The 17,031-nt window shown below is 73.0% G+C and carries 19 protein-coding genes; 2 read left to right on the top strand and 17 right to left on the bottom strand.

Annotated elements, in window-relative coordinates; translation table 11 throughout:
• Window positions 1-9 precede the first annotated feature (9 nt).
• From ACF3NS_RS12485 to ald, 14 genes are all read right to left on the bottom strand, one after another.
• Window positions 10-870, bottom strand: coding sequence for an SDR family oxidoreductase (locus tag ACF3NS_RS12485; protein ID WP_392466396.1), 861 nt, complete (start codon window positions 868-870; stop codon window positions 10-12).
• Between the two features lie 76 nt (window positions 871-946).
• A complete protein-coding gene (gene der / locus ACF3NS_RS12490; RefSeq protein WP_392466398.1) occupies window positions 947-2,455 on the bottom strand; it encodes a ribosome biogenesis GTPase Der in 1,509 nt (502 codons plus the stop codon).
• A complete protein-coding gene (locus ACF3NS_RS12495) occupies window positions 2,452-3,045 on the bottom strand; it encodes a helix-turn-helix domain-containing protein (RefSeq protein WP_392466401.1) in 594 nt (197 codons plus the stop codon). The genes der and ACF3NS_RS12495 overlap by 4 nt, the downstream gene beginning before the upstream one ends.
• Complete coding sequence (locus tag ACF3NS_RS12500; RefSeq protein ID WP_392466404.1) at window positions 3,045-3,725, bottom strand: hypothetical protein; 681 nt, start codon at window positions 3,723-3,725, stop codon at window positions 3,045-3,047. Before ACF3NS_RS12500 ends, ACF3NS_RS12495 begins: the two co-directional genes overlap by 1 nt.
• A gap of 33 nt (window positions 3,726-3,758) precedes the next feature.
• Window positions 3,759-4,409: a lysophospholipid acyltransferase family protein gene (locus tag ACF3NS_RS12505; RefSeq protein ID WP_392466406.1), complete on the bottom strand. Its 651-nt coding sequence runs from the start codon at window positions 4,407-4,409 to the stop codon at window positions 3,759-3,761.
• Entirely contained in the window at window positions 4,402-5,106 is a 705-nt protein-coding gene (gene cmk, locus ACF3NS_RS12510) for a (d)CMP kinase (RefSeq protein ID WP_288798388.1), read from the bottom strand. The genes ACF3NS_RS12505 and cmk overlap by 8 nt, the downstream gene beginning before the upstream one ends.
• A gap of 61 nt (window positions 5,107-5,167) precedes the next feature.
• The gene (locus tag ACF3NS_RS12515) at window positions 5,168-6,289 is read right to left on the bottom strand and encodes a prephenate dehydrogenase (protein WP_392466408.1); all 1,122 of its coding nucleotides are present in this window, start codon (window positions 6,287-6,289) and stop codon (window positions 5,168-5,170) included.
• Window positions 6,286-7,218, bottom strand: coding sequence for a pseudouridine synthase (locus tag ACF3NS_RS12520; protein ID WP_392466409.1), 933 nt, complete (start codon window positions 7,216-7,218; stop codon window positions 6,286-6,288). The genes ACF3NS_RS12515 and ACF3NS_RS12520 overlap by 4 nt, the downstream gene beginning before the upstream one ends.
• Window position 7,219: 1 nt before the next feature.
• A complete protein-coding gene (gene scpB, locus ACF3NS_RS12525; RefSeq protein WP_392466411.1) occupies window positions 7,220-7,849 on the bottom strand; it encodes an SMC-Scp complex subunit ScpB in 630 nt (209 codons plus the stop codon).
• Window positions 7,842-8,879, bottom strand: a complete 1,038-nt coding sequence (locus ACF3NS_RS12530) for a segregation and condensation protein A (protein ID WP_392466414.1) — start codon at window positions 8,877-8,879, stop codon at window positions 7,842-7,844. Before ACF3NS_RS12530 ends, scpB begins: the two co-directional genes overlap by 8 nt.
• 5 nt (window positions 8,880-8,884) lie before the next feature.
• Entirely contained in the window at window positions 8,885-9,721 is an 837-nt protein-coding gene (locus ACF3NS_RS12535) for a ParA family protein (RefSeq protein WP_154592937.1), read from the bottom strand.
• Between the two features lie 191 nt (window positions 9,722-9,912).
• Window positions 9,913-10,428: a hypothetical protein gene (locus ACF3NS_RS12540; protein ID WP_392466416.1), complete on the bottom strand. Its 516-nt coding sequence runs from the start codon at window positions 10,426-10,428 to the stop codon at window positions 9,913-9,915.
• A gap of 50 nt (window positions 10,429-10,478) precedes the next feature.
• On the bottom strand, window positions 10,479-11,456 hold the full coding sequence (gene xerD / locus ACF3NS_RS12545) for a site-specific tyrosine recombinase XerD (RefSeq protein WP_392466418.1): 978 nt from the start codon (window positions 11,454-11,456) through the stop codon (window positions 10,479-10,481).
• Entirely contained in the window at window positions 11,426-12,541 is a 1,116-nt protein-coding gene (ald, locus tag ACF3NS_RS12550) for an alanine dehydrogenase (protein ID WP_154592894.1), read from the bottom strand. The genes xerD and ald overlap by 31 nt, the downstream gene beginning before the upstream one ends.
• Window positions 12,542-12,689: 148 nt before the next feature.
• Between ald and ACF3NS_RS12555 the strand changes: the two genes are divergently transcribed.
• Entirely contained in the window at window positions 12,690-13,310 is a 621-nt protein-coding gene (locus tag ACF3NS_RS12555) for a hypothetical protein (protein ID WP_392466421.1), read from the top strand.
• Window positions 13,311-13,386: 76 nt separating this feature from the next.
• On the opposite strand, the gene ACF3NS_RS12560 is transcribed toward ACF3NS_RS12555, so the two are convergent.
• A complete protein-coding gene (locus tag ACF3NS_RS12560; protein WP_154592896.1) occupies window positions 13,387-14,409 on the bottom strand; it encodes a YafY family protein in 1,023 nt (340 codons plus the stop codon).
• A gap of 141 nt (window positions 14,410-14,550) precedes the next feature.
• On the opposite strand from ACF3NS_RS12560, the gene ACF3NS_RS12565 reads away from it, so the two are divergent.
• Window positions 14,551-15,099: a DUF664 domain-containing protein gene (locus ACF3NS_RS12565; protein ID WP_392466423.1), complete on the top strand. Its 549-nt coding sequence runs from the start codon at window positions 14,551-14,553 to the stop codon at window positions 15,097-15,099.
• Between the two features lie 46 nt (window positions 15,100-15,145).
• Here ACF3NS_RS12565 and ACF3NS_RS12570 read toward each other — a convergent pair whose 3' ends face one another.
• Together ACF3NS_RS12570 and hisS are read right to left on the bottom strand one after the other, a co-directional pair.
• Entirely contained in the window at window positions 15,146-15,583 is a 438-nt protein-coding gene (locus tag ACF3NS_RS12570; RefSeq protein ID WP_392466425.1) for a DUF1648 domain-containing protein, read from the bottom strand.
• Between the two features lie 69 nt (window positions 15,584-15,652).
• Window positions 15,653-17,026 (bottom strand): histidine--tRNA ligase, encoded by a 1,374-nt coding sequence (hisS, locus tag ACF3NS_RS12575; RefSeq protein WP_392466427.1) that lies wholly within the window; start codon window positions 17,024-17,026, stop codon window positions 15,653-15,655.
• Between the last annotated feature and the right edge of the window lie 5 nt (window positions 17,027-17,031).

Genomic DNA, 17,031 nt, shown 5'->3' on the forward strand with positions numbered 1-17,031 from the left:
GCGAGGAGGTCAGCGCGGCGGGGTGCTGCGCAGGTATTCCTCCAGGCTCGTCGGCCGCGAACCGGTGAGCTCGTGGACGGCACTGCTCACCGTCGCCATCGTGCCGTCGGCGATCGCGGTGTAGGTGCTCACCCAGGCGTCGACCTGCCAGTCGGGGGCGCCGTAGCCGGCCCGGGAGGCGTATGCCTCGTCGAGCGTCTCGTCGTGATAGCTGACGCGCGTCCCCCGCACCGCCAAGATGGTGCTCGCCACCTCGTCGAGGGTCAGCGCCTGCGGCCCCGTGAGGTCATAGGTGCGGTTGGTGTGCGCGGCCGGGCCCGACAGCACCGCGGCCGCCGAGCGCGCGACATCGGCTCGCGCGACGAACGCGCAGGCGCCCTCTCCCGCAGGTCCGCGGATGACCCCGTCCTCGCCCACCAGCGCCTCGGTGAAGTCGAGGTAGAAGCTGTCGCGCAGGAAGGTCCACGCCATGCCGGAGGCCTTGATGTGCTCCTCGGTGGCGTGATGGTCGCGCGCGAGGGTGAAGGTCGCGTCCTGCGCGGCGCCGAGGAAGGACGTGTAGACCACGTGCCGCACCCCGGCCGCCGCCGCCGCGTCGACGAAGGTGCGGTGCTGCGCCAGGCGGTCCGCGCTCTCGGACGCCGACACCATGAGCAGCACGTCGACCCCGGCCAGCGCCCGCGTCGCCGCGTCCAGGTCGCCGAACTCGGCGGCGGCGACGTCCGTGACTGCGTCGTGGGGCGGCACCCGCGGGCTGGACGGGTCACGCACGACGAGGCGGTGCGGCATACCGGCCCGGTCGAGGAGCTGCGAGACCGCGCCCCCGAGCTGCCCGGTCGCCCCCGTGATGGCCAGGGTCGTGCTCGTCATCAGGTCCTCCTCGACGTCGTCGTGGGTCGGGTGCCGTGGGTGCCAGCCCGACTCTCCCCGGCCGTACGCCGGGCGCCTACCGCGACTGGCGGCCGCGCTTCTCGCGCACGCGCACCGAGATCTCGATCGGCGTGCCCTCGAAGCCGAACTCCTCGCGCAGCCGCCGCTCGAGGAACCGGCGGTAGCCGGCCTCGATGAAGCCGGACGCGAAGATCACGAACCGCGGCGGCCGCGTGGACGCCTGCGTCGCGAACAGGATGCGCGGCTGCTTGCCTCCGCGCACGGGGTGCGGGTGCCCCGCCACGATCTCGCCGAGGAACGCGTTGAGCCGCCCGGTGGGCACGCGCGTGTCCCAGGAGTCCAGGGCCGTCTCGAGATAGGGCACGAGCTTGCCGGTGTTGCGCCCGGTCAGCGCGGACAGGTTGACGCGCGGGGCCCACTGGATCTGCACGAGCTCACGCTCGATCTCGCGCTCCAGGTAGTAGCGGCGCTCCTCGTCGACGGTGTCCCACTTGTTGTAGGCGACGATCAGGGCACGCCCCGCGTCGACGACCTGCTGGATGACGCGGATGTCCTGCTCGGAGATCGGCTCGCCGGCGTCGACGAGGACGATCGCGACCTCGGCCTTCTCGAGGGCCGACTGGGTGCGCAGGCTGGCGTAGAAGTCGGCGCCGCGGGTCTGGTGGACGCGCCGCCGGATGCCGGCGGTGTCCACGAAGCGCCACGTGGTGTCGCCGAGGCGGATCAGCTCGTCGACGGGGTCGCGGGTGGTGCCGGCGACGTTGTCGACGACGACGCGCTCCTCCCCCGCCAGCTTGTTGAGCAGCGAGGACTTGCCGACGTTGGGGCGACCGAGCAGCGCCACGCGGCGGGGCCCGCCGCGCTCGTAGGCCCCGCCGACCTTGGACACCTCGGGCAGCACCCGCAGCACCTCGTCGAGGACGTCGCCGGAGCCGCGGCCGTGCAGCGCCGAGACGGGCCACGGCTGGCCGAGCCCGAGGCCCCAGAGCATGGCGGCGTCGGCCTCGGCGCGCTGGTCGTCGACCTTGTTGGCCACGAGGATCACGGGCTTGCCGGAGCGGCGGAGCATCTTGACGACGGCCTCGTCGGTGTCGGTGGCCCCGACGGTGGCGTCCACGACGAACATCACGGCGTCGGCCAGCTCGACGGCGACCTCGGCCTGCTCGGCGACCCGCAGGTGGATGCCCTTGGCGTCGACCTCCCAGCCGCCGGTGTCCACGAGCGTGAACCGTCGCCCGGTCCACTCCGCCTCGTAGGCGACTCGGTCGCGGGTCACGCCGGGCACGTCCTCGACGACGGCCTCGCGGCGGCCGAGGATGCGGTTGACCAGGGTGGACTTGCCGACGTTGGGGCGGCCGACCACGGCGAGCACGGGCAGCGGCCCAGCGTTGTCGTCGTCGTCCTGCGAGCCCGGCTCGGCGTCGATGAGGGCGCGGTCCTCGTCGGACAGCTCGAAGTCCTCGAGCCCCGCCCGCAGCGCCTGCTCGACCCCCTCGTCGAGGGCGCCCTCGGCCGCGGGCCCCACCGGGGTCTCGTCGGAGGTCGGGTTGTCGTGGTCGGTCACGTGAGCGGTCCTTCAGCAGTCCTTGCCGTATGCCGCGGAGCGGGCACCGGCATCCCATTGTCCCTCACGCCCCGCCGCGGCCCGAACGAGTGACGCGACGCGCCCACCTGTCCCGCCGGACGGGCATCCGCGCAGCCACCCTCACCGGGGTCCTGGCCACGAACCCCGGCGACGCGACGCATCCGGACGACCAGGGAGGCCGCCGGCGAGACCTTGCCGGACGCGTAGGTCGACAGCCGCGACGGTGACGTGCCGATGCGCTCGGCGAAGGCCTTGCGCGACAGGCCGCTCGCCGCGACGAGCGCCGTGACCTCGTCGGCCACCGCCGCCTTCTCGGCAGCCTCGGCGGCCGCGCGTGCGTCGGCAATCGAGCGCTGCAGGAGCGGCGTCACGCCATACGGCTGCTCGTAGCTGAAGTAGTCCTCGAGCGAGCGCGCCACCGGGCCCCACGGGTCGGCCTGGACGGCGCGATGGATCCGGCGCCAGTCGGTCAGACCGCCGCGCTCGACGGCGGTGACCAGGCCCTCGTAGGGCCACGACTCGACCGGGTCGCTCGGGTCGGCGTCGACGTTGCGAAAGCTCAGCGCCATCACTCGCCTCCGTCCACCATGGCCGCGGCCAGGTCTGCGCACACCTGCACCACCGCCGACCAGTCGTGCCACCGGGGCAGCAGCCCCTTGTATCGAGGCAGCTCGTCGATCGTGCGGCGGTCGCGGGGGTCGGGCTGGGCCAACCGCTCCACGAGAAGTGTTGACACGGCACCCTGCTCGTCGGATCGGTCCGCGTAGAAGTCGTCGATGGCGAGCAGCGTCGTCACGGCAGGCGCGTGACCCATCGCGTCCGCCAGGGCAGCGACGTCGAGGTAGTCCCGGGTCTGGTTGCGCTGGACCACCAGGTAGGCCTTGACGCGCAGGGTCTCCTCGATCGTCGGCACCACCAGCTCCCCGGCGCCGGCCACCTCGACGCACGCGGTCTCCAGCGGGCGACGCCGTCGCAGCTGTCGAAGCCCTGCCTCGACCCCGTCCAGGGAGCCGAGGATGGTGAACGGCGGGGACGACGCCCGCACGCTGGTGGCCCAGCCGTCGCTCGCCTCGACCGCGTCAAGGACAGCCCCGTAGCGCTCGACCAGGTCGGTCAGGACATGGTCGTGGTCGAAGGACTGGCGGTGACCGGCGTAGTAGGCGGCTGCCGAGCCACCGACCAGCACGGCATCCGGCACCAGCCGCTGGAGCCGGACGGCCGACTGCAGCACCTCCGCGAGCACATCCATGAAATGATCATATCTGATAACGAGCCATGGCCATCATCGGTGGGCGGCGACGTGCTCGCGCAGGTGCTCGTGGATCTGGGACGTCGCGAGGCGGAGGCGCTCGCGACCGGGGACGCCGGCGGGCGCCTCGACGGAGAAGGGTTCGCCGAACGCCACCACCATCCGCGCGCCCGGTCGTGGCAGCGACCCGGCACCTCGTCCGGGAGCGCGCGTGCCGACGCAGGCCACGGGCACGACCTGCGCGCCGGTCTGCAGCACGAGCCAGGCCGCGCCCTGCTGCACGGCGGCCACCTCTCCGGTGCCGCGGGTGCCCTCGGGAAAGACACCGACCACTCCCCCGGCGTCCAGCACCGTGCGGGCCGAGGCCAGGGCACGGCGGTCACCGGTTGTGCGGTCGACGGGGATCTGGCCGAGACGCAGCAGGAGGCGACCGAGGCGGCCGGCATGCACCTCCTGCTTGACCAGGAAGTGCGGGGTGCGCGGCGCGACCGCGGCGACCAGGGGGCCGTCGAGCAGGCCGCTGTGGTTGGCGACGAGGACCACCGGCCCCGACGTGGGGAAGGACGCGCGCCCCAGCACGGACAGGCGGTACATCCGCAGGACGCCGCGCACCACGCGGGCGGTGGCGCCCATGAGGCGGTCGCTCGCGCGTGCGGGATCGAGCTCGGGGCGGGCCTCAGTCACGGATGCGGCCCAGGTCGGACGCGATCTGGTCGAGCACCGCCTCGACCGAGCCCTGCAGGCTGAGGTCGGAGGTGTCGATCGTGGTGACGCCGGGCGCGGCCTGCATGAAGCTCGACACGGTCGAGTCGTCGCGGTCGCGGCGCACGATCTGGTCGCGGGTCGCCTCGACGTTGGCGGTGGAGGCGTTGCCGTGCAGCTCGGTCGAGCGTCGCGCGAGGCGGGCCTCCTCGCTGGCGTAGAGCAGGATCCGCACGTCCGAGTCCGGGGCGACGACGGTGGTGATGTCGCGGCCCTCGGCGACGATGCCACCGCGCTCGCGCCCGACCAGACCGATGATCTCGCGCTGGCGGCGACGCAGCTCGTCGCGGACGTCGAGGTTGGTGGCGACGGCGCTGACCTGGGTCGAGATCTCGGTCGTGCGGATCGGCACGGAGATGTCCGTCCCCCCGACCTCGACGCCCGGCGCCTCCGGGTCGGTCCCGATGGTGAGCGGCATGGCTCGCACCGCGGCGGCCACGCCCTCGGCGTCGGTCAGGTCGACGTGCTGGTCCAGGCACCACCAGGTGGCCGCGCGATACATCGCCCCGGTGTCGAGGTAGCCATAGCGCAGCCGCGACGCTACCGCTCGCGCGACGCTGGACTTGCCCGACCCCGAGGGCCCGTCGATGGCGACGACGACCAGGTCAGGGCCGTTCATGTGGTCGCCTGGCGGTGTCGGTGCGGGGGTCTGCGAGGCGCGGCTGGTCATGGCCGCGAGCCTAGTGGATGCGCCATCCGGTGGACTGCAGGTGGGTGCGCAGGCGGTCGCTCGTAGCGGGCAGCACGGACACCTCGGCCAGCGCCACGGGATGACCGACAGCGTGCTCCAGGTGCAGGTCCTCGATGTTGATGCCCGCGTCGCCGACCTCGGCGAAGAGCCTGCCCAGGGAGCCCGGCTCGTCGGGGATCACGACCGTGACCACGTCGTATGCCGTGGGCGCGCCACCGTGCTTGCCGGGGACGCGGGCACGGCCGCGGTTGCCGTCGTCGAGGAGGCGGGCGAGCACGGCTCGGGCACCCGGCGCGTCCCGCTCCGGGGTGTGGTGATGCGCGGTGGCGGCCTCGTCGGCGAGCGCCCCGAGCGCGTCCAGCGCCGCGGCGAGGTCCGACTGGACGTCGAGCAGCACCTCGCGGACCCCGGCGGCGTTGCCCGCGAGGATCTGGGTCCACAGCTGGGGGTCGCTGGCGGCGATGCGGGTGACGTCCCGCAGGCCCTGGCCGGCGAGGCCCACGGCGTGCTCGTCGCGGTCCCGCAGCCGGGCCGCGGTGAGAGTGGCCATGACCTGGGGGACGTGCGAGACGGCCGCGACGGCGGCGTCATGCTCCTCGGCGGTCATCACGACGACCTCGCCACGGGCCGCCCGAGCCAGGACGCGCACCGTCTCCACGGCCTGCGGGGTCGAGTCCGGCATCGGCACGACGACCCACGCCCGTCCCTCGAACAGGTCGGGCCGTCCGGCGACCGCGCCGGATCGCTCGCGCCCCGCCATGGGGTGGCTGCCGACATACCGCTCCGACGACCCCGGCCCCGCGAGCGCCGCGACGCCGGAGGCGATGGCCCCCTTGACCGAGGCGACGTCGGTCACGACGGCGCCTGGCCAGCGGTCGAGCTGCTCGACCACCACGCCGGCCGCCACGTCCGGGGGCGCGGCGACGACCACCACGTCGGGCGTCTCGTCGTCGATGGTGCCGGCCCCCAGGTCACGGGCCAGGGCCACCGCCGTCGGGGACGGGTCCTGCAGGCTGACCTGCCACCCGGCGGCGCGCAGCGCCAGCCCGACCGACGTGCCGATCAGGCCGGTGCCGACGATCCGGGCACGTCGGGTCGGACCCGGGCTCACAGCTGGGCGGCGTCGTAGAGGGAGGAGACCTCGGCCCGCGTCAGCGCGCGCATCTTGCCGGCCTTGAGGGTGCCGAGGCTGACCTCGCCCACCTTGATGCGCACGAGGTTGAGCACGGGGTGCCCGACGGCCTCGAGCATGCGCCGGACGATGTGCTTGCGGCCCTCGTGCAGCACGATCTCGACCACGGCCTTGCCGGGCGAGGAGTCGACGACCTTGAACGAGTCGACCCGCGCCGGGCCGTCCTCGAGCTCGACGCCCTCGCGCAGCTGCTGGCCGAGGTCGCGTGGCAGCGGCCCGGGGACCTGCGCGAGATAGGTCTTGGTGACGCCGTAGGCAGGGTGCTGCAGACGGTGCGCGAGCTCGCCGTCGTTGGTGAGCAGGAGCAGCCCCTCGGTGTCCTGGTCGAGCCGACCGACGTGAAAGAGCCGCTGCTTGCGGCCCTCGCCGAGGTAGTCGCCGATGTCCACGCGACCGAGCTCGTCGTGCATGCTCGTGACGACGTTGAGCGGCTTGTTGAACGCGAGGTAGACCTTGCTCTCGTCGAAGATCACCCGCTCGCCGTCCACGTGGACCTGCTGGGTCTCGGGGTCGACGCGCACGCCCATGTCGGTGACGACGTGCCCGTCCACCTGGACGTGGCCCTCCGCGATGAGCCGCTCGCAGGTGCGGCGGCTGCCGACGCCCGCGCCCGCCAGGAGCTTCTGCAGGCGGGTGCCCTCGGGGTTGTGGACGTCGACGTAGGGCTCGGAGGAGCGGGGTCGCTGCGGCTGCTGGGCGCGGCGCTGCCCGGCGACCCGCTTGGCGCCCGGGCCCATGCGACGCGGGGCTCCCGGCGTGCTCGAGCGGCTCGTGCCGCCCGAGCCGCTGCGGCGGCCTCCGCCGGCGGACCCGGACGACCGGTTGGACCTGTTCGGCTGCGGACTCATGTCAGCGCCCCTGTTCTGCGATCTCGTCGAGGATGTCGGTGTCTGGCAGGTACGGCGCCAGGGCCGGCAGCTCGTCCAGGCTCGTAAGGCCCATCCGCTGCAAGAAGTAGGGGGTCGTGCCGTAGAGCACGGCCCCGGTGGTCTCGTCGTGGCCGGTCTCGGTGATCAGGCCACGGGTCATGAGGGTGCGGATCACGCCGTCGACGCTGACGCCGCGGACCGCGCTGACGCGGGCCCGGGACACCGGCTGGCGGTAGGCGATGACCGCGAGGGTCTCCAGGGAGGCCTGGGTGAGCTTGGCGCGCTGCCCGTCGAGCAGGAACTTCTCCACGGCCGGGGTGTACTCCGGGCGGGAGTAGATGCGCCAGCCACCGGCGAAGTCCCGCAGCTGGTAACCACGCGAGCCCTCGTCGTACTCCCGGGCCAGGTCGGCCAGCTGCTCGCGCACCTGGTCGAGGGGGACCTCAAGCGCCGCGGCGAGGGTGCTCTCGTCGATCGGCTCCTCCACGACCATGAGGACGGCCTCGAGCGCACCGCGCAGCCCGGCCGGGAAGTCGCGGACATCGAAGACCTCCTCCTCGACCTGAGGTTGCGGCTCGACGGCCTGCACCTCGACCTGAGCCTCAGACATTCGCCTGGCCTCCTTCGTGGTCCTGACCAGCAGGTATGTCGTTCGCTGCCGCCAGGGCGGCCTCCGCCAGGAGGCGCTGCTCCTCGTCGCTGGGCTCCCCCTCGCGCTCGGTCACGGATTCGCCGCCCGCGAGCACGGCGGCGGCGGCCACGTCGGCGGCTGCGGCCATGTCGGCGGCGTCGAACTCCCCCGTGATCTCCACGTCCTCGCGGTCCTCGCCGGTCCACCGCACGTCGAGCTCGCCGAGCGCCTCGGCCTGCTCGAAGGACACGACGGCCTCCTTGAACAGCTCGAGCAGCGACAGGAAGCGAGCCACCACGACCAGCGTCGAGTCGGCGTCGGCGACCAGCGAGCGGAAGGACATGGTGCCGTGCGAGCGCAGCCGGCCCACGACGATCGACGCCTGCTCGCGCACCGACACCTGAGCGGCGTGCAGGTGGGCCAGGCCCACGGTCGGCGCCTCGCGGGGGGTGAGCGCGCGGGCCGCGATCATGGCCAGCTGCTCCGGCGTGACGGCCATGACCAGCTCGGGCAGCAGCCGGGCGAACTGCGGCTCGAGCCCGGCCTGGCGTGCCGTGATGCGGCCGTGCGTCGACATGCGCTCAGCGAAGGCGCCGGCGATCTGCTTGTAGGCGCGGTACTGCAGGAGGCGGGCGAAGAGCAGGTCACGCGCCTCGATGAGGGCGAGGTCCTCCTCGTCGTCGGGCCCCGAGCTGGGCAGCAGGCGCGCGGCCTTGAGGTCGAGCAGGGTCGCCGCCACGAGCAGGAACTCCGACGCCTGGGAGAGGTCCCAGTCCTGCCCGCCCTCGTCCGCGGCCTTCTGGGCAGCGCGGATGTGGGCGATGAACTCGTCGGTGACGGTGGCCAGCGCGATCTCGGTGATGTCGAGCTTGTGCTTGCTGATCAGCCCCAGCAGCAGGTCGAACGGCCCGTCGAAGTTGTCCAGGTGCACCTCGAACGGCGTGACCGCCGCTCGTCGGGTGATGACGCCGCCCGGCGTGGCCTCCGCTGCCCGACCTGGCTCGGTCATGACGCTCAGGCGGCACCGCCGCGGGCGATGAGCTCCCGCGCCAGCCGGCGGTAGGCCTCGGCGCCGCTGTGCGCGGACGCGTAGGTCGTGATCGGCTCGGCGGCCAGGGTGGCGTCCGGGAACTTCACCGTGCGGCTGATGACGGTGTGGAAGACGGTGTCGCCGAAGTGGTCGACCACCGAGCGGACGACCTCGCGGCTGTGCAGCGTGCGTCCGTCATACATCGTCGCCAGGATCCCGTCGATCTGCAGGCGCGGGTTGAGCCGGTCGATGATCTTCTCGATCGTCTCGACGAGCAGGGCCACGCCACGCATGGCAAAGAACTCGCACTCGAGCGGGATGATGACGCCGTGCGCCGCGGTGAGGGCGTTGACGGTGAGCAGGCCGAGGGAGGGCTGGCAGTCGATGAGGATGACGTCGTAGTCGTCCATCACCGGGCGCAGGACGCGCGCCAGGATCTGCTCGCGCGCGACCTCGCCGACCAGCTGGACCTCGGCGGCGGACAGGTCGATGTTGGCCGGGATGATGTCGACGCCCTCGGTGCGGGTCGGCTGGATGACCTCGCGGACGTCCAGGCCGCGCTCGACGAGCAGGTTGTAGATCGTCGTGTCGAGGTCGTTGGTGCGGATCCCGAAGCCGACCGACAGCGCGCCCTGCGGGTCGAAGTCGACCATGAGGACCTTGCGGCCGAGCTCGGCGAGCGCCGCCCCCAGGTTGATGGTGGTGGTCGTCTTGCCGACCCCGCCCTTCTGGTTGCACATGGCGATGACGCGGGCCGGGCCGTGGCTCGCCAGCGGGGCGGGCTCCGGGAACTCCACCACAGGTCGGCCGGTGGGGCCCATCGTGCCCTCGAACACCCCGTCCGTCCCCGGGAGGACGTCGTGGCGCGGCGACTCGTAGGCGCTCGGCTGCTGCTGGGTCTGCTCCGGGTGGCTCACCGGTCGATCATCTCCCACGCTGGTGCGGCGGTCTGCGTCGCGCAGATCAGTCACACGTGACCTTACCGTGACCACGGTGCGTGATCACACTCCGGTCACGTGGCGACCTGTGCGAGCGCGCCGGCGACCTGCAGGGCGACCTCGTCGACCACCTCGGGTCCGGCGTCGCGACCGACGACGCTGGCGCTGCTGCTCTGCGCAGGTCCGTCGAGGGCCCGGGCGTCGACCTCGACCACCGAGCTCCCCCACCGGAACCGCACGAGCCGCGCCTCGAGCACCACCCCCGGCACGTCGTCGACGCTCCCCTGACCGGTGCGGACGACCTGCTCGGCGCACGCCCTCGCCCGCGGGCTCCAGCGCTCGACGGCGGCGTCCTGCTCGCGCCACCCGCGCTCGAGCTCCTCCTCGTCCGGCTCGGGCATCGGGTTCTCCGCCTGCCACCGGGCGAGCTCGTCCTCGGTGAGCGGTCGTTCGGTGAGCGGGACGTATGACGCGGAACCGCGCTGTAGCTCACCGCTCGTCGGCACCATGGGGGCCATCGGCGATCGTCGCCGCAGGTAGCGCTCCGCAGGAGGCAGCGCCCACCACACCAACCACTCGGGCAGCATCACGCCCTCATCCTAGGGATGAGCGCCCTGGTCGCCGCACCCCACCCGCGACCTCAGCGAGCACGAGGGTGGGACTCGGCAAAGACCTCGCGGAGCCGTTGGACGGTGACCTGGGTGTAGATCTGCGTGGTCGTGACGCTGGCGTGCCCCAGCAGCTCCTGCACCACGCGGACGTCGGCGCCGCCGTCGAGCAGGTGGGTGGCGAAGGAGTGCCGCAGCGTGTGCGGCGACAGGTGCTGGTCGAGCCCGGCGCGCCCGGCCGCGACCTGGATGACGGCCCACGCGCTCTGCCGGGACAGCCGGCGACCACGCTGGTTGAGGAACAGGGCGGGTCCCCCGGATCCCTTGGCCGCCAGGGCCGGGCGGGCGCGCACGACATACCGGGCGATCGCGTCACGAGCGAAGGACCCGAGGGGGACGAGCCGCTCCTTGCCGCCCTTGCCGAGCAGCCGCACCACCGCCTCCTCCTCGGGGACGTCGGGGCCGGGCAGGTCGTCGAGGTCAAGGCCCACGGCCTCCGAGACGCGGGCGCCGGTGGCGTAGAGGACCTCCAGCAGCGCGCGGTCGCGCAGCGACTCGGGGGTGTCGCCGACGGAGGCCGCCTCGAGCAGTCGCTCCACCTCGTCGATGTGGATGGCCTTGGGCAGACGAGACCCCACGGTGGGCGGGCGCACCTCGCGCGCCGGGTCGACCTGGGTCACGCCCTCGAGCAGCAGGAACCGGTGCAACCCCCGCACCGCGATCAGGGTGCGGGCGGCCGAGGACGCCGACAGGGCCGTGCGTCCCGGCGCGTCTCCCTCGCCCGGCGCCGACGTGCGCAGGTGCGCGAGGAAGGACGCCACGTCCTCCTCGCGCACCTGCGCGACGTCGGTGATGCCGCGCTGCTCCAGGTAGGCCTGGTAGCGGCGCATGTCACGCCCGTAGGACGAGAGCGTGTTGTCGGACACGCCCCGCTCCACGGTCAGGTGGTCGAGCCACCCACGGATGGCGCGCTCCGGCTTCAGCGCAGCACCTCGTCGACGGGCGTGCACTCCAGGTCGAAGGCCTCGGCCACGCCGGGGAAGGTCACGTGGCCGTCGTAGGTGTTGAGGCCGAGCGCGAGCGCGTCGTCGCCCTCGAGCGCCGCACGCCAGCCCTTGTCGGCGAGCGCCACGGCATACGGCAGGGTCGCGTTGGTGAGGGCGTAGGTGGAGGTGTTGGCCACCGAGCCCGGCATGTTGGCGACGCAGTACATCGTGGAGCCGTGCACCTGGTAGACGGGGTCGGCGTGGGTCGTGGGCCGCGAGTCCTCGAAGCAGCCACCCTGGTCGATGGCGATGTCGACGAGCACCGAACCCGGCCGCATCTGCGAGACGAGCTCGTTGGTGACCAGCTTGGGGGCCTTGGCGCCGGGCACGAGGACCGCGCCGATGACCAGATCGGCCTCCTTGACGGCGTTGGCGACCTCGAGGGCGTTGGAGGTCACCGTGTTGAGGTGACCGTGGTAGATCGCGTCGAGGTAGCGCAGCCGGGCGATGTTGATGTCGAGCAGCTTGACGCGGGAGTGCATGCCCACGGCGATCTGCGCGGCGTTGAGGCCGGCCACGCCGGCACCGAGCACGACGACGTTGGCGCCCTGCACGCCGGGCACGCCACCCATGAGGACGCCGCGTCCGCCGTTGGTCTTCATGAGGTAGTACGCGCCGACCTGCGCGGCGAGACGGCCCGCCACCTCGGACATGGGGGCCAGCAGCGGCAGCGAGCGGTCGGGGAGCTGGACGGTCTCGTAGGCGATGCCCGTGACCTTGCGCTTTATGAGCTCCTCGGTCAACGGGCGGTCCGCCGCGAGGTGCAGGTAGGTGAAGAGGGTCTGGCCCTCGCGCATGCGGTGGTACTCGGCCTCGATCGGCTCCTTGACCTTGAGGATCATGTCGGCGCGGGCCCACACCTCGTCGGCCGAGTCGATGATGGTGGCCCCGGCCGAGGTGTAGTCCTCGTCGGTGATGGAGGACCCCTCGCCTGCGGACTTCTCGACGACCACCTCGTGACCGTGTGCGACCAGCTCGTGCACTCCTGAGGGGGTGATCGCCACACGGAACTCGTTGTTCTTGATCTCGCGGGGGATGCCAACCAACATGTGCTCTCTCCTGTCCACGCCGGGGACGCCATCGGCCCCGTGCTCGACCTGGCCCCGGAGGGATCGCCCCCCGTCGCCCGACACCCGCGAGTCTAGCCAGGGGGTGTCGGGTCCTCCTGCGGGGTGGGGCCCCGGAGACACTGGACCCATGACGCTGTATGCCGCCGCCCCGGCCCGACGCTTCCGACAGGTCCTGGGCGACCTGCTGCTGCTCGCGTGGATCGCCTCGTGGGTGTGGGTCGGGCGCCTGGTGCAGGACACGGTCGTCCGCCTCGCCGAGCCCGTCGTGGGCATCCAGGCGCGCGCCAGCGACCTGGGGCGCACCATGCGGGACGCCAGCTCGTCGGTCAGCGACCTGCCCCTCGTCGGCGACACCCTCAAGGTGCCGTTCGACCGGGCCTCGGGCACGGGTGACGGCATCGCCCGCTCGTCCGCGGACCTCGTCGCCCAGATCCAGCAGATCGGCTGGCTGCTGGGCCTGCTGACCGCGGCCGTCCCGATCCTGCTGGTCACCTTGTGGTGGGTGGCGCGGCGGGTGGCGTTCGTGCGGGCGGCGACGGCGGCGCAGCGGTTCGTCGACTCCGAGGCCGACCTCGACCTGTTCGCCCTGCGCGCCATGGCCCGTCAGCCCCTGGAGCGCCTGACCCGCATCTCCCCCGACCCGGTGGGCGCCTGGCGGCGCGGCGATCCCGAGGTGGTGCACGCGCTGGCCGTCATGGAGCTGCGCGAGCAGGGGCTGCGACCCGCAGCGCCACGCTCCGCACGCTGAGCCCCCAGCGCCATGCGCCGCACCCGAAGGATGGTCGATGCCGCCTCCGGACCGTCAGGAGCGTCGACCGCGGCCGTCAACCCTCCTGACGATCAGCGCCTCGATCTCCCACCGCCGCCCTCACCGAGCGTCGCGCGCCGTCACCCAGCGGCACCGAGGCGGCGCGCTGGGCCCGCGCGCCGAGCTGGGCGAAGGCGTCACGCAGCTCGGGCGGCGAGATCACCTGCACGTCCTCGGCGAGGTTCATGAGATACCACGCGGCCATCGGCAGGTCGTTGGCCCCGACGGTCACGACACAGACGTCCGGCCCGTCCGCCTCGACGGTCCCGGCGGCGGGGGGCAGATGCTCCCGCACCTCCTCCGCCGGGGCGCCGAGGCGCACCACGACGGTCCAGCGGTAACCCCCGGTGCCGATCGACCGCTGCACGTGGCCGGCCGGGTCGGGGCAGGGACGGGGCGTGAACCGCCAGGTCGTGACGTGGACGTCCGAGGTCCGATCGACCCGGAAGACGCGCCAGTCGTCGCGGTCCAGGTCCCAGGCGAAGAGGTACCACCGCCGACCCGCGACGACGAGGTGGTAGGGCTCGACCCGGCGCTCCCCCACCTCGCCCCCACGCTTGACATAGGAGAAACGCACCTGGACGCGGCCCCGCGCCGCGGTGGCCAGGTCGGTGACGGCCCGCACGTCGACCTGCGCCCCGCCTGGCGCCAGCATCACGGTCGTCTCCTGGAGCGCGGCGACCCGCTCCCGCAGGGGTGCGGGCATCACCTGCTCCAGCTTGCCTAGCGCCCGCACCGACGCATCACCGATGCCCTCTACCGTGGCCTGCGTGGCGAGGCGCAGCGACACCGCGAGCGCCACGGCCTCGTCGTCGTCCAGCAGCAGCGGGGGCAGCTCCCGTCCCGTCACGAGGCGGTAGCCGCCACCGGTCCCCGCCGCCGACTCGACGCGGTAGCCCAGGTCGCGCAGACGCTGCACGTCCCGCCGCAGCGTGCGGTCGGTGACGTGCAGCTCGGCGACCAGGTCGGGGCCGGTCCACACCGGCCTGGACTGGAGCAGCGACAGCAGGCGCAGCGCCCGCGCGGTCGTGTCCGCCATACGACACATCCTGCCGGACACCGCGGACAGAAGGTGTCCGCAGGGGAGGCCACCGTGGAGCCATGAGCACCGCCCGGGTCGACCGGACCGACCAGCTCGACACGCCGACCGAGACACCCTGACCGACAAGGAGAGGTCCCGATGTACGCACCCACCACCGACCCCGAGATCCAGATGCTCGCCGCGTATGCCGACTCGCAGGTGGACGCCCTGCGCGCCAGCGCCGCCGACCTGACCGACGACCAGGCTCGCGAACGGCCCGCGCGCAGCGAGCTGTGCCTCGGCGGCCTGATGCGCCACGTCACCTACGTCCTGCGCCAGCACGCCGAGGGCGGGCGCTCGGGAGAGATCGACGAGGCGGGCTATCACGCCTTCATGGACTCGTTCGCGTTCGACGACCAGCACACCCTGTCCGGCGTCCTGGCCGAGCTGGACCACTGGCGAGCCGCCTGCCGCGAGCGCTCGCTCGCCTCCGACCCGGACGAGGAGTCGATGCAGCCGCCGGCGCCGTGGGACGGCCTGCCGGCGATGATGGGGACCCGGCGCTATGAGATGCTGCACCTGATCGAGGAGCTCGCGCGGCATGCCGGGCACGCCGACATCATCCGCGAGCAGCTGGACGGCGAGCTCGTGCCCAACCTCGAGGCCCGCGCCGCCGGCCGGGAGATCTGGGACCCCACGGCGTCCTGACCCGCGGGACCGGCGTGGACGGCCTGGCCGGCCCAGTCGGGTCCCGTCACTCCAGGTCGGGGTCGTCCTCCCGCGGTCGGTAGCGCCCCCCGAGGCCCATCCGGGCCACGACGAGGCCGATCGACGCGAGGAAGCACGCCAGCGTCACCGGGAAGGCCCACCCCGGCACCTCCCCGCCGGGACGGTGCGCGGCGACCCCGATCTGCCCGTCGGCGATGGCCGGCGGCAGCAACGCCGACATCGCCAGCGTGACGCCCCGGCTCGACCACCGGTCGGGGACGGTGCCGCTCGACCAGTGCGTCGGCACGCGTTCCGGCAGCGTGGCGACCAGCCACACCAGCGTCCCGAGCCAGGCCACGGTCGCGAGCCCCAGCGCGACGCGAGACGGCCACGAGGCCGGCTCGCGCGGCAGGGTCCGGGCCTCGCGGGAGACCGCGGTGCGTCGTGCCGCCTGCTCCTGCCACGTTCCCCCGGACATCGTCATACGGCCACTGTAGGCCGCCTGCCCGCCTCGTCGGGTCGCCCCTGCCCCAGGGGCGACCCGACGACCCCGTCAGTCCTCGACGCGCTCCAGCACGGGTCGCAGGTCCTCCGCGGGCGGGGTCCAGGTGGCCGACTCGGCGTCGACCTGCTCGCCGGAGCGGATGTCCTTGACGGAGTCCGAGGCGCCCTCGGCCCCGAGGAACCACACGAAGGGGATCCCGCGCCGGTCGGCGAACCTGATCTGCTTGCCGAACTTCGCTGCGCTGGGCGCGATCTCGGTGGCGATGCCCCGCCCCCGCAGCTCGGCGGCGACGGCCGTCGCGCGCGCCCGGTCCTCCTCGACGCCGAGCGCGACGACCACGCAGGTCGGCGTGGGGCGCGAGGCCCGGACGGCGCCGGTCGACACGAGGCGGGCGAGCAGGCGGGACAGCCCGATGGAGATCCCGACCCCGGGGTAGGTGGTCCTGCCGTCGGAGGCCAGTGCGTCATACCGGCCGCCGGAGCAGACCGAGCCATAGGACTCGTGGCCGACCAGCTGGGTCTCGTAGACGGTCCCGGTGTAGTAGTCGAGGCCGCGCGCGACCCGCAGGTCGGCGACGAGCACACCCGGACGCTGCGCCATCGCGGCCTCCATGACCGCGGTCAGCTCGGCGAGCCCCTCGTCCAGGGTGGGGTGCGAGACGCCGAGGGCGCGCACCCGGTCGGCGAAGGTCGTGTCGGTGGAGGAGATCTCGGCGAGCGAGAGGCACTGCCCGATCTGCTCGTCCGTCGCCCCGGCGGAGGCCAGGAGCTCGGTGACGCCCTCCGGCCCGATCTTGTCGAGCTTGTCCACGATCCGCAGCGTCCCGACGACGTCGGTCAGCCCGAGCCCGAGGTAGAAGCCCTCGGGGATCTTGCGGTTGTTGACCTGGATCCGGTAGTCCCCGATCGGCAGCTTGCTGAAGACGTCGGCGATGACCAGCGGCATCTCCGCCTCGTAGTGCGCGGCGAGCGAGCCGGCGTCGACGATGTCGATGTCGCACTGGGTGAACTCGCGGAAGCGGCCCTCCTGCGGCCGCTCGCCCCGCCAGACCTTCTGGATCTGGTAGCGGCGGAAGGGAAAGGTCAGCTTGCCGGCGTTCTCCAGGACGTAGCGCGCGAACGGCACGGTCAGGTCGAAGTGCAGGCCGAGCGCCTTGTCCGGGTCGGACTGCTCGGCCTCGCCGTCGGGGTCCGCGCCAGACTCGGCGTCGCCCGCGAGGCGGTGCACGCCGTAGATCTCCTTGTCGGCGTCGCCGCCCTTGCCGAGCAGGCGGGACACGGGCTCGACGGCGCGGGTCTCGACCGACACGAAGCCGTGCAGCTCGAAGGTCTCGCGGATGATGTCGAGGAAGGCCTGCTCGACGACGCGCTCGGCGGGCAGCCACTCGGGGAATCCGGACAGGGGGGCGATCCTGGTGCTCACGGGAG

This window comes from Arsenicicoccus cauae (assembly GCF_043162025.1).
Taxonomy (GTDB): domain Bacteria; phylum Actinomycetota; class Actinomycetes; order Actinomycetales; family Dermatophilaceae; genus Arsenicicoccus; species Arsenicicoccus cauae.

Excerpts from the sequence above, each read along its gene's own strand:
- ACF3NS_RS12485 (WP_392466396.1), bottom strand. The coding sequence starts at position 870 with ATGACGAGCACGACCCTGGCCATCACGGGGGCGACCGGGCAGCTCGGG.
- ACF3NS_RS12495 (WP_392466401.1), bottom strand. The coding sequence starts at position 3,045 with ATGGCGCTGAGCTTTCGCAACGTCGACGCCGACCCGAGCGACCCGGTC.
- ACF3NS_RS12500 (WP_392466404.1), bottom strand. The coding sequence starts at position 3,725 with ATGGATGTGCTCGCGGAGGTGCTGCAGTCGGCCGTCCGGCTCCAGCGG.
- cmk (WP_288798388.1), bottom strand. The coding sequence starts at position 5,106 with ATGAACGGCCCTGACCTGGTCGTCGTCGCCATCGACGGGCCCTCGGGG.
- ACF3NS_RS12520 (WP_392466409.1), bottom strand. The coding sequence starts at position 7,218 with ATGAGTCCGCAGCCGAACAGGTCCAACCGGTCGTCCGGGTCCGCCGGC.
- scpB (WP_392466411.1), bottom strand. The coding sequence starts at position 7,849 with ATGTCTGAGGCTCAGGTCGAGGTGCAGGCCGTCGAGCCGCAACCTCAG.
- ACF3NS_RS12530 (WP_392466414.1), bottom strand. The coding sequence starts at position 8,879 with ATGACCGAGCCAGGTCGGGCAGCGGAGGCCACGCCGGGCGGCGTCATC.
- ACF3NS_RS12535 (WP_154592937.1), bottom strand. The coding sequence starts at position 9,721 with ATGGGCCCCACCGGCCGACCTGTGGTGGAGTTCCCGGAGCCCGCCCCG.
- ald (WP_154592894.1), bottom strand. The coding sequence starts at position 12,541 with ATGTTGGTTGGCATCCCCCGCGAGATCAAGAACAACGAGTTCCGTGTG.
- ACF3NS_RS12555 (WP_392466421.1), top strand. The coding sequence starts at position 12,690 with ATGACGCTGTATGCCGCCGCCCCGGCCCGACGCTTCCGACAGGTCCTG.
- ACF3NS_RS12560 (WP_154592896.1), bottom strand. The coding sequence starts at position 14,409 with ATGGCGGACACGACCGCGCGGGCGCTGCGCCTGCTGTCGCTGCTCCAG.
- ACF3NS_RS12565 (WP_392466423.1), top strand. The coding sequence starts at position 14,551 with ATGTACGCACCCACCACCGACCCCGAGATCCAGATGCTCGCCGCGTAT.
- ACF3NS_RS12570 (WP_392466425.1), bottom strand. The coding sequence starts at position 15,583 with ATGACGATGTCCGGGGGAACGTGGCAGGAGCAGGCGGCACGACGCACC.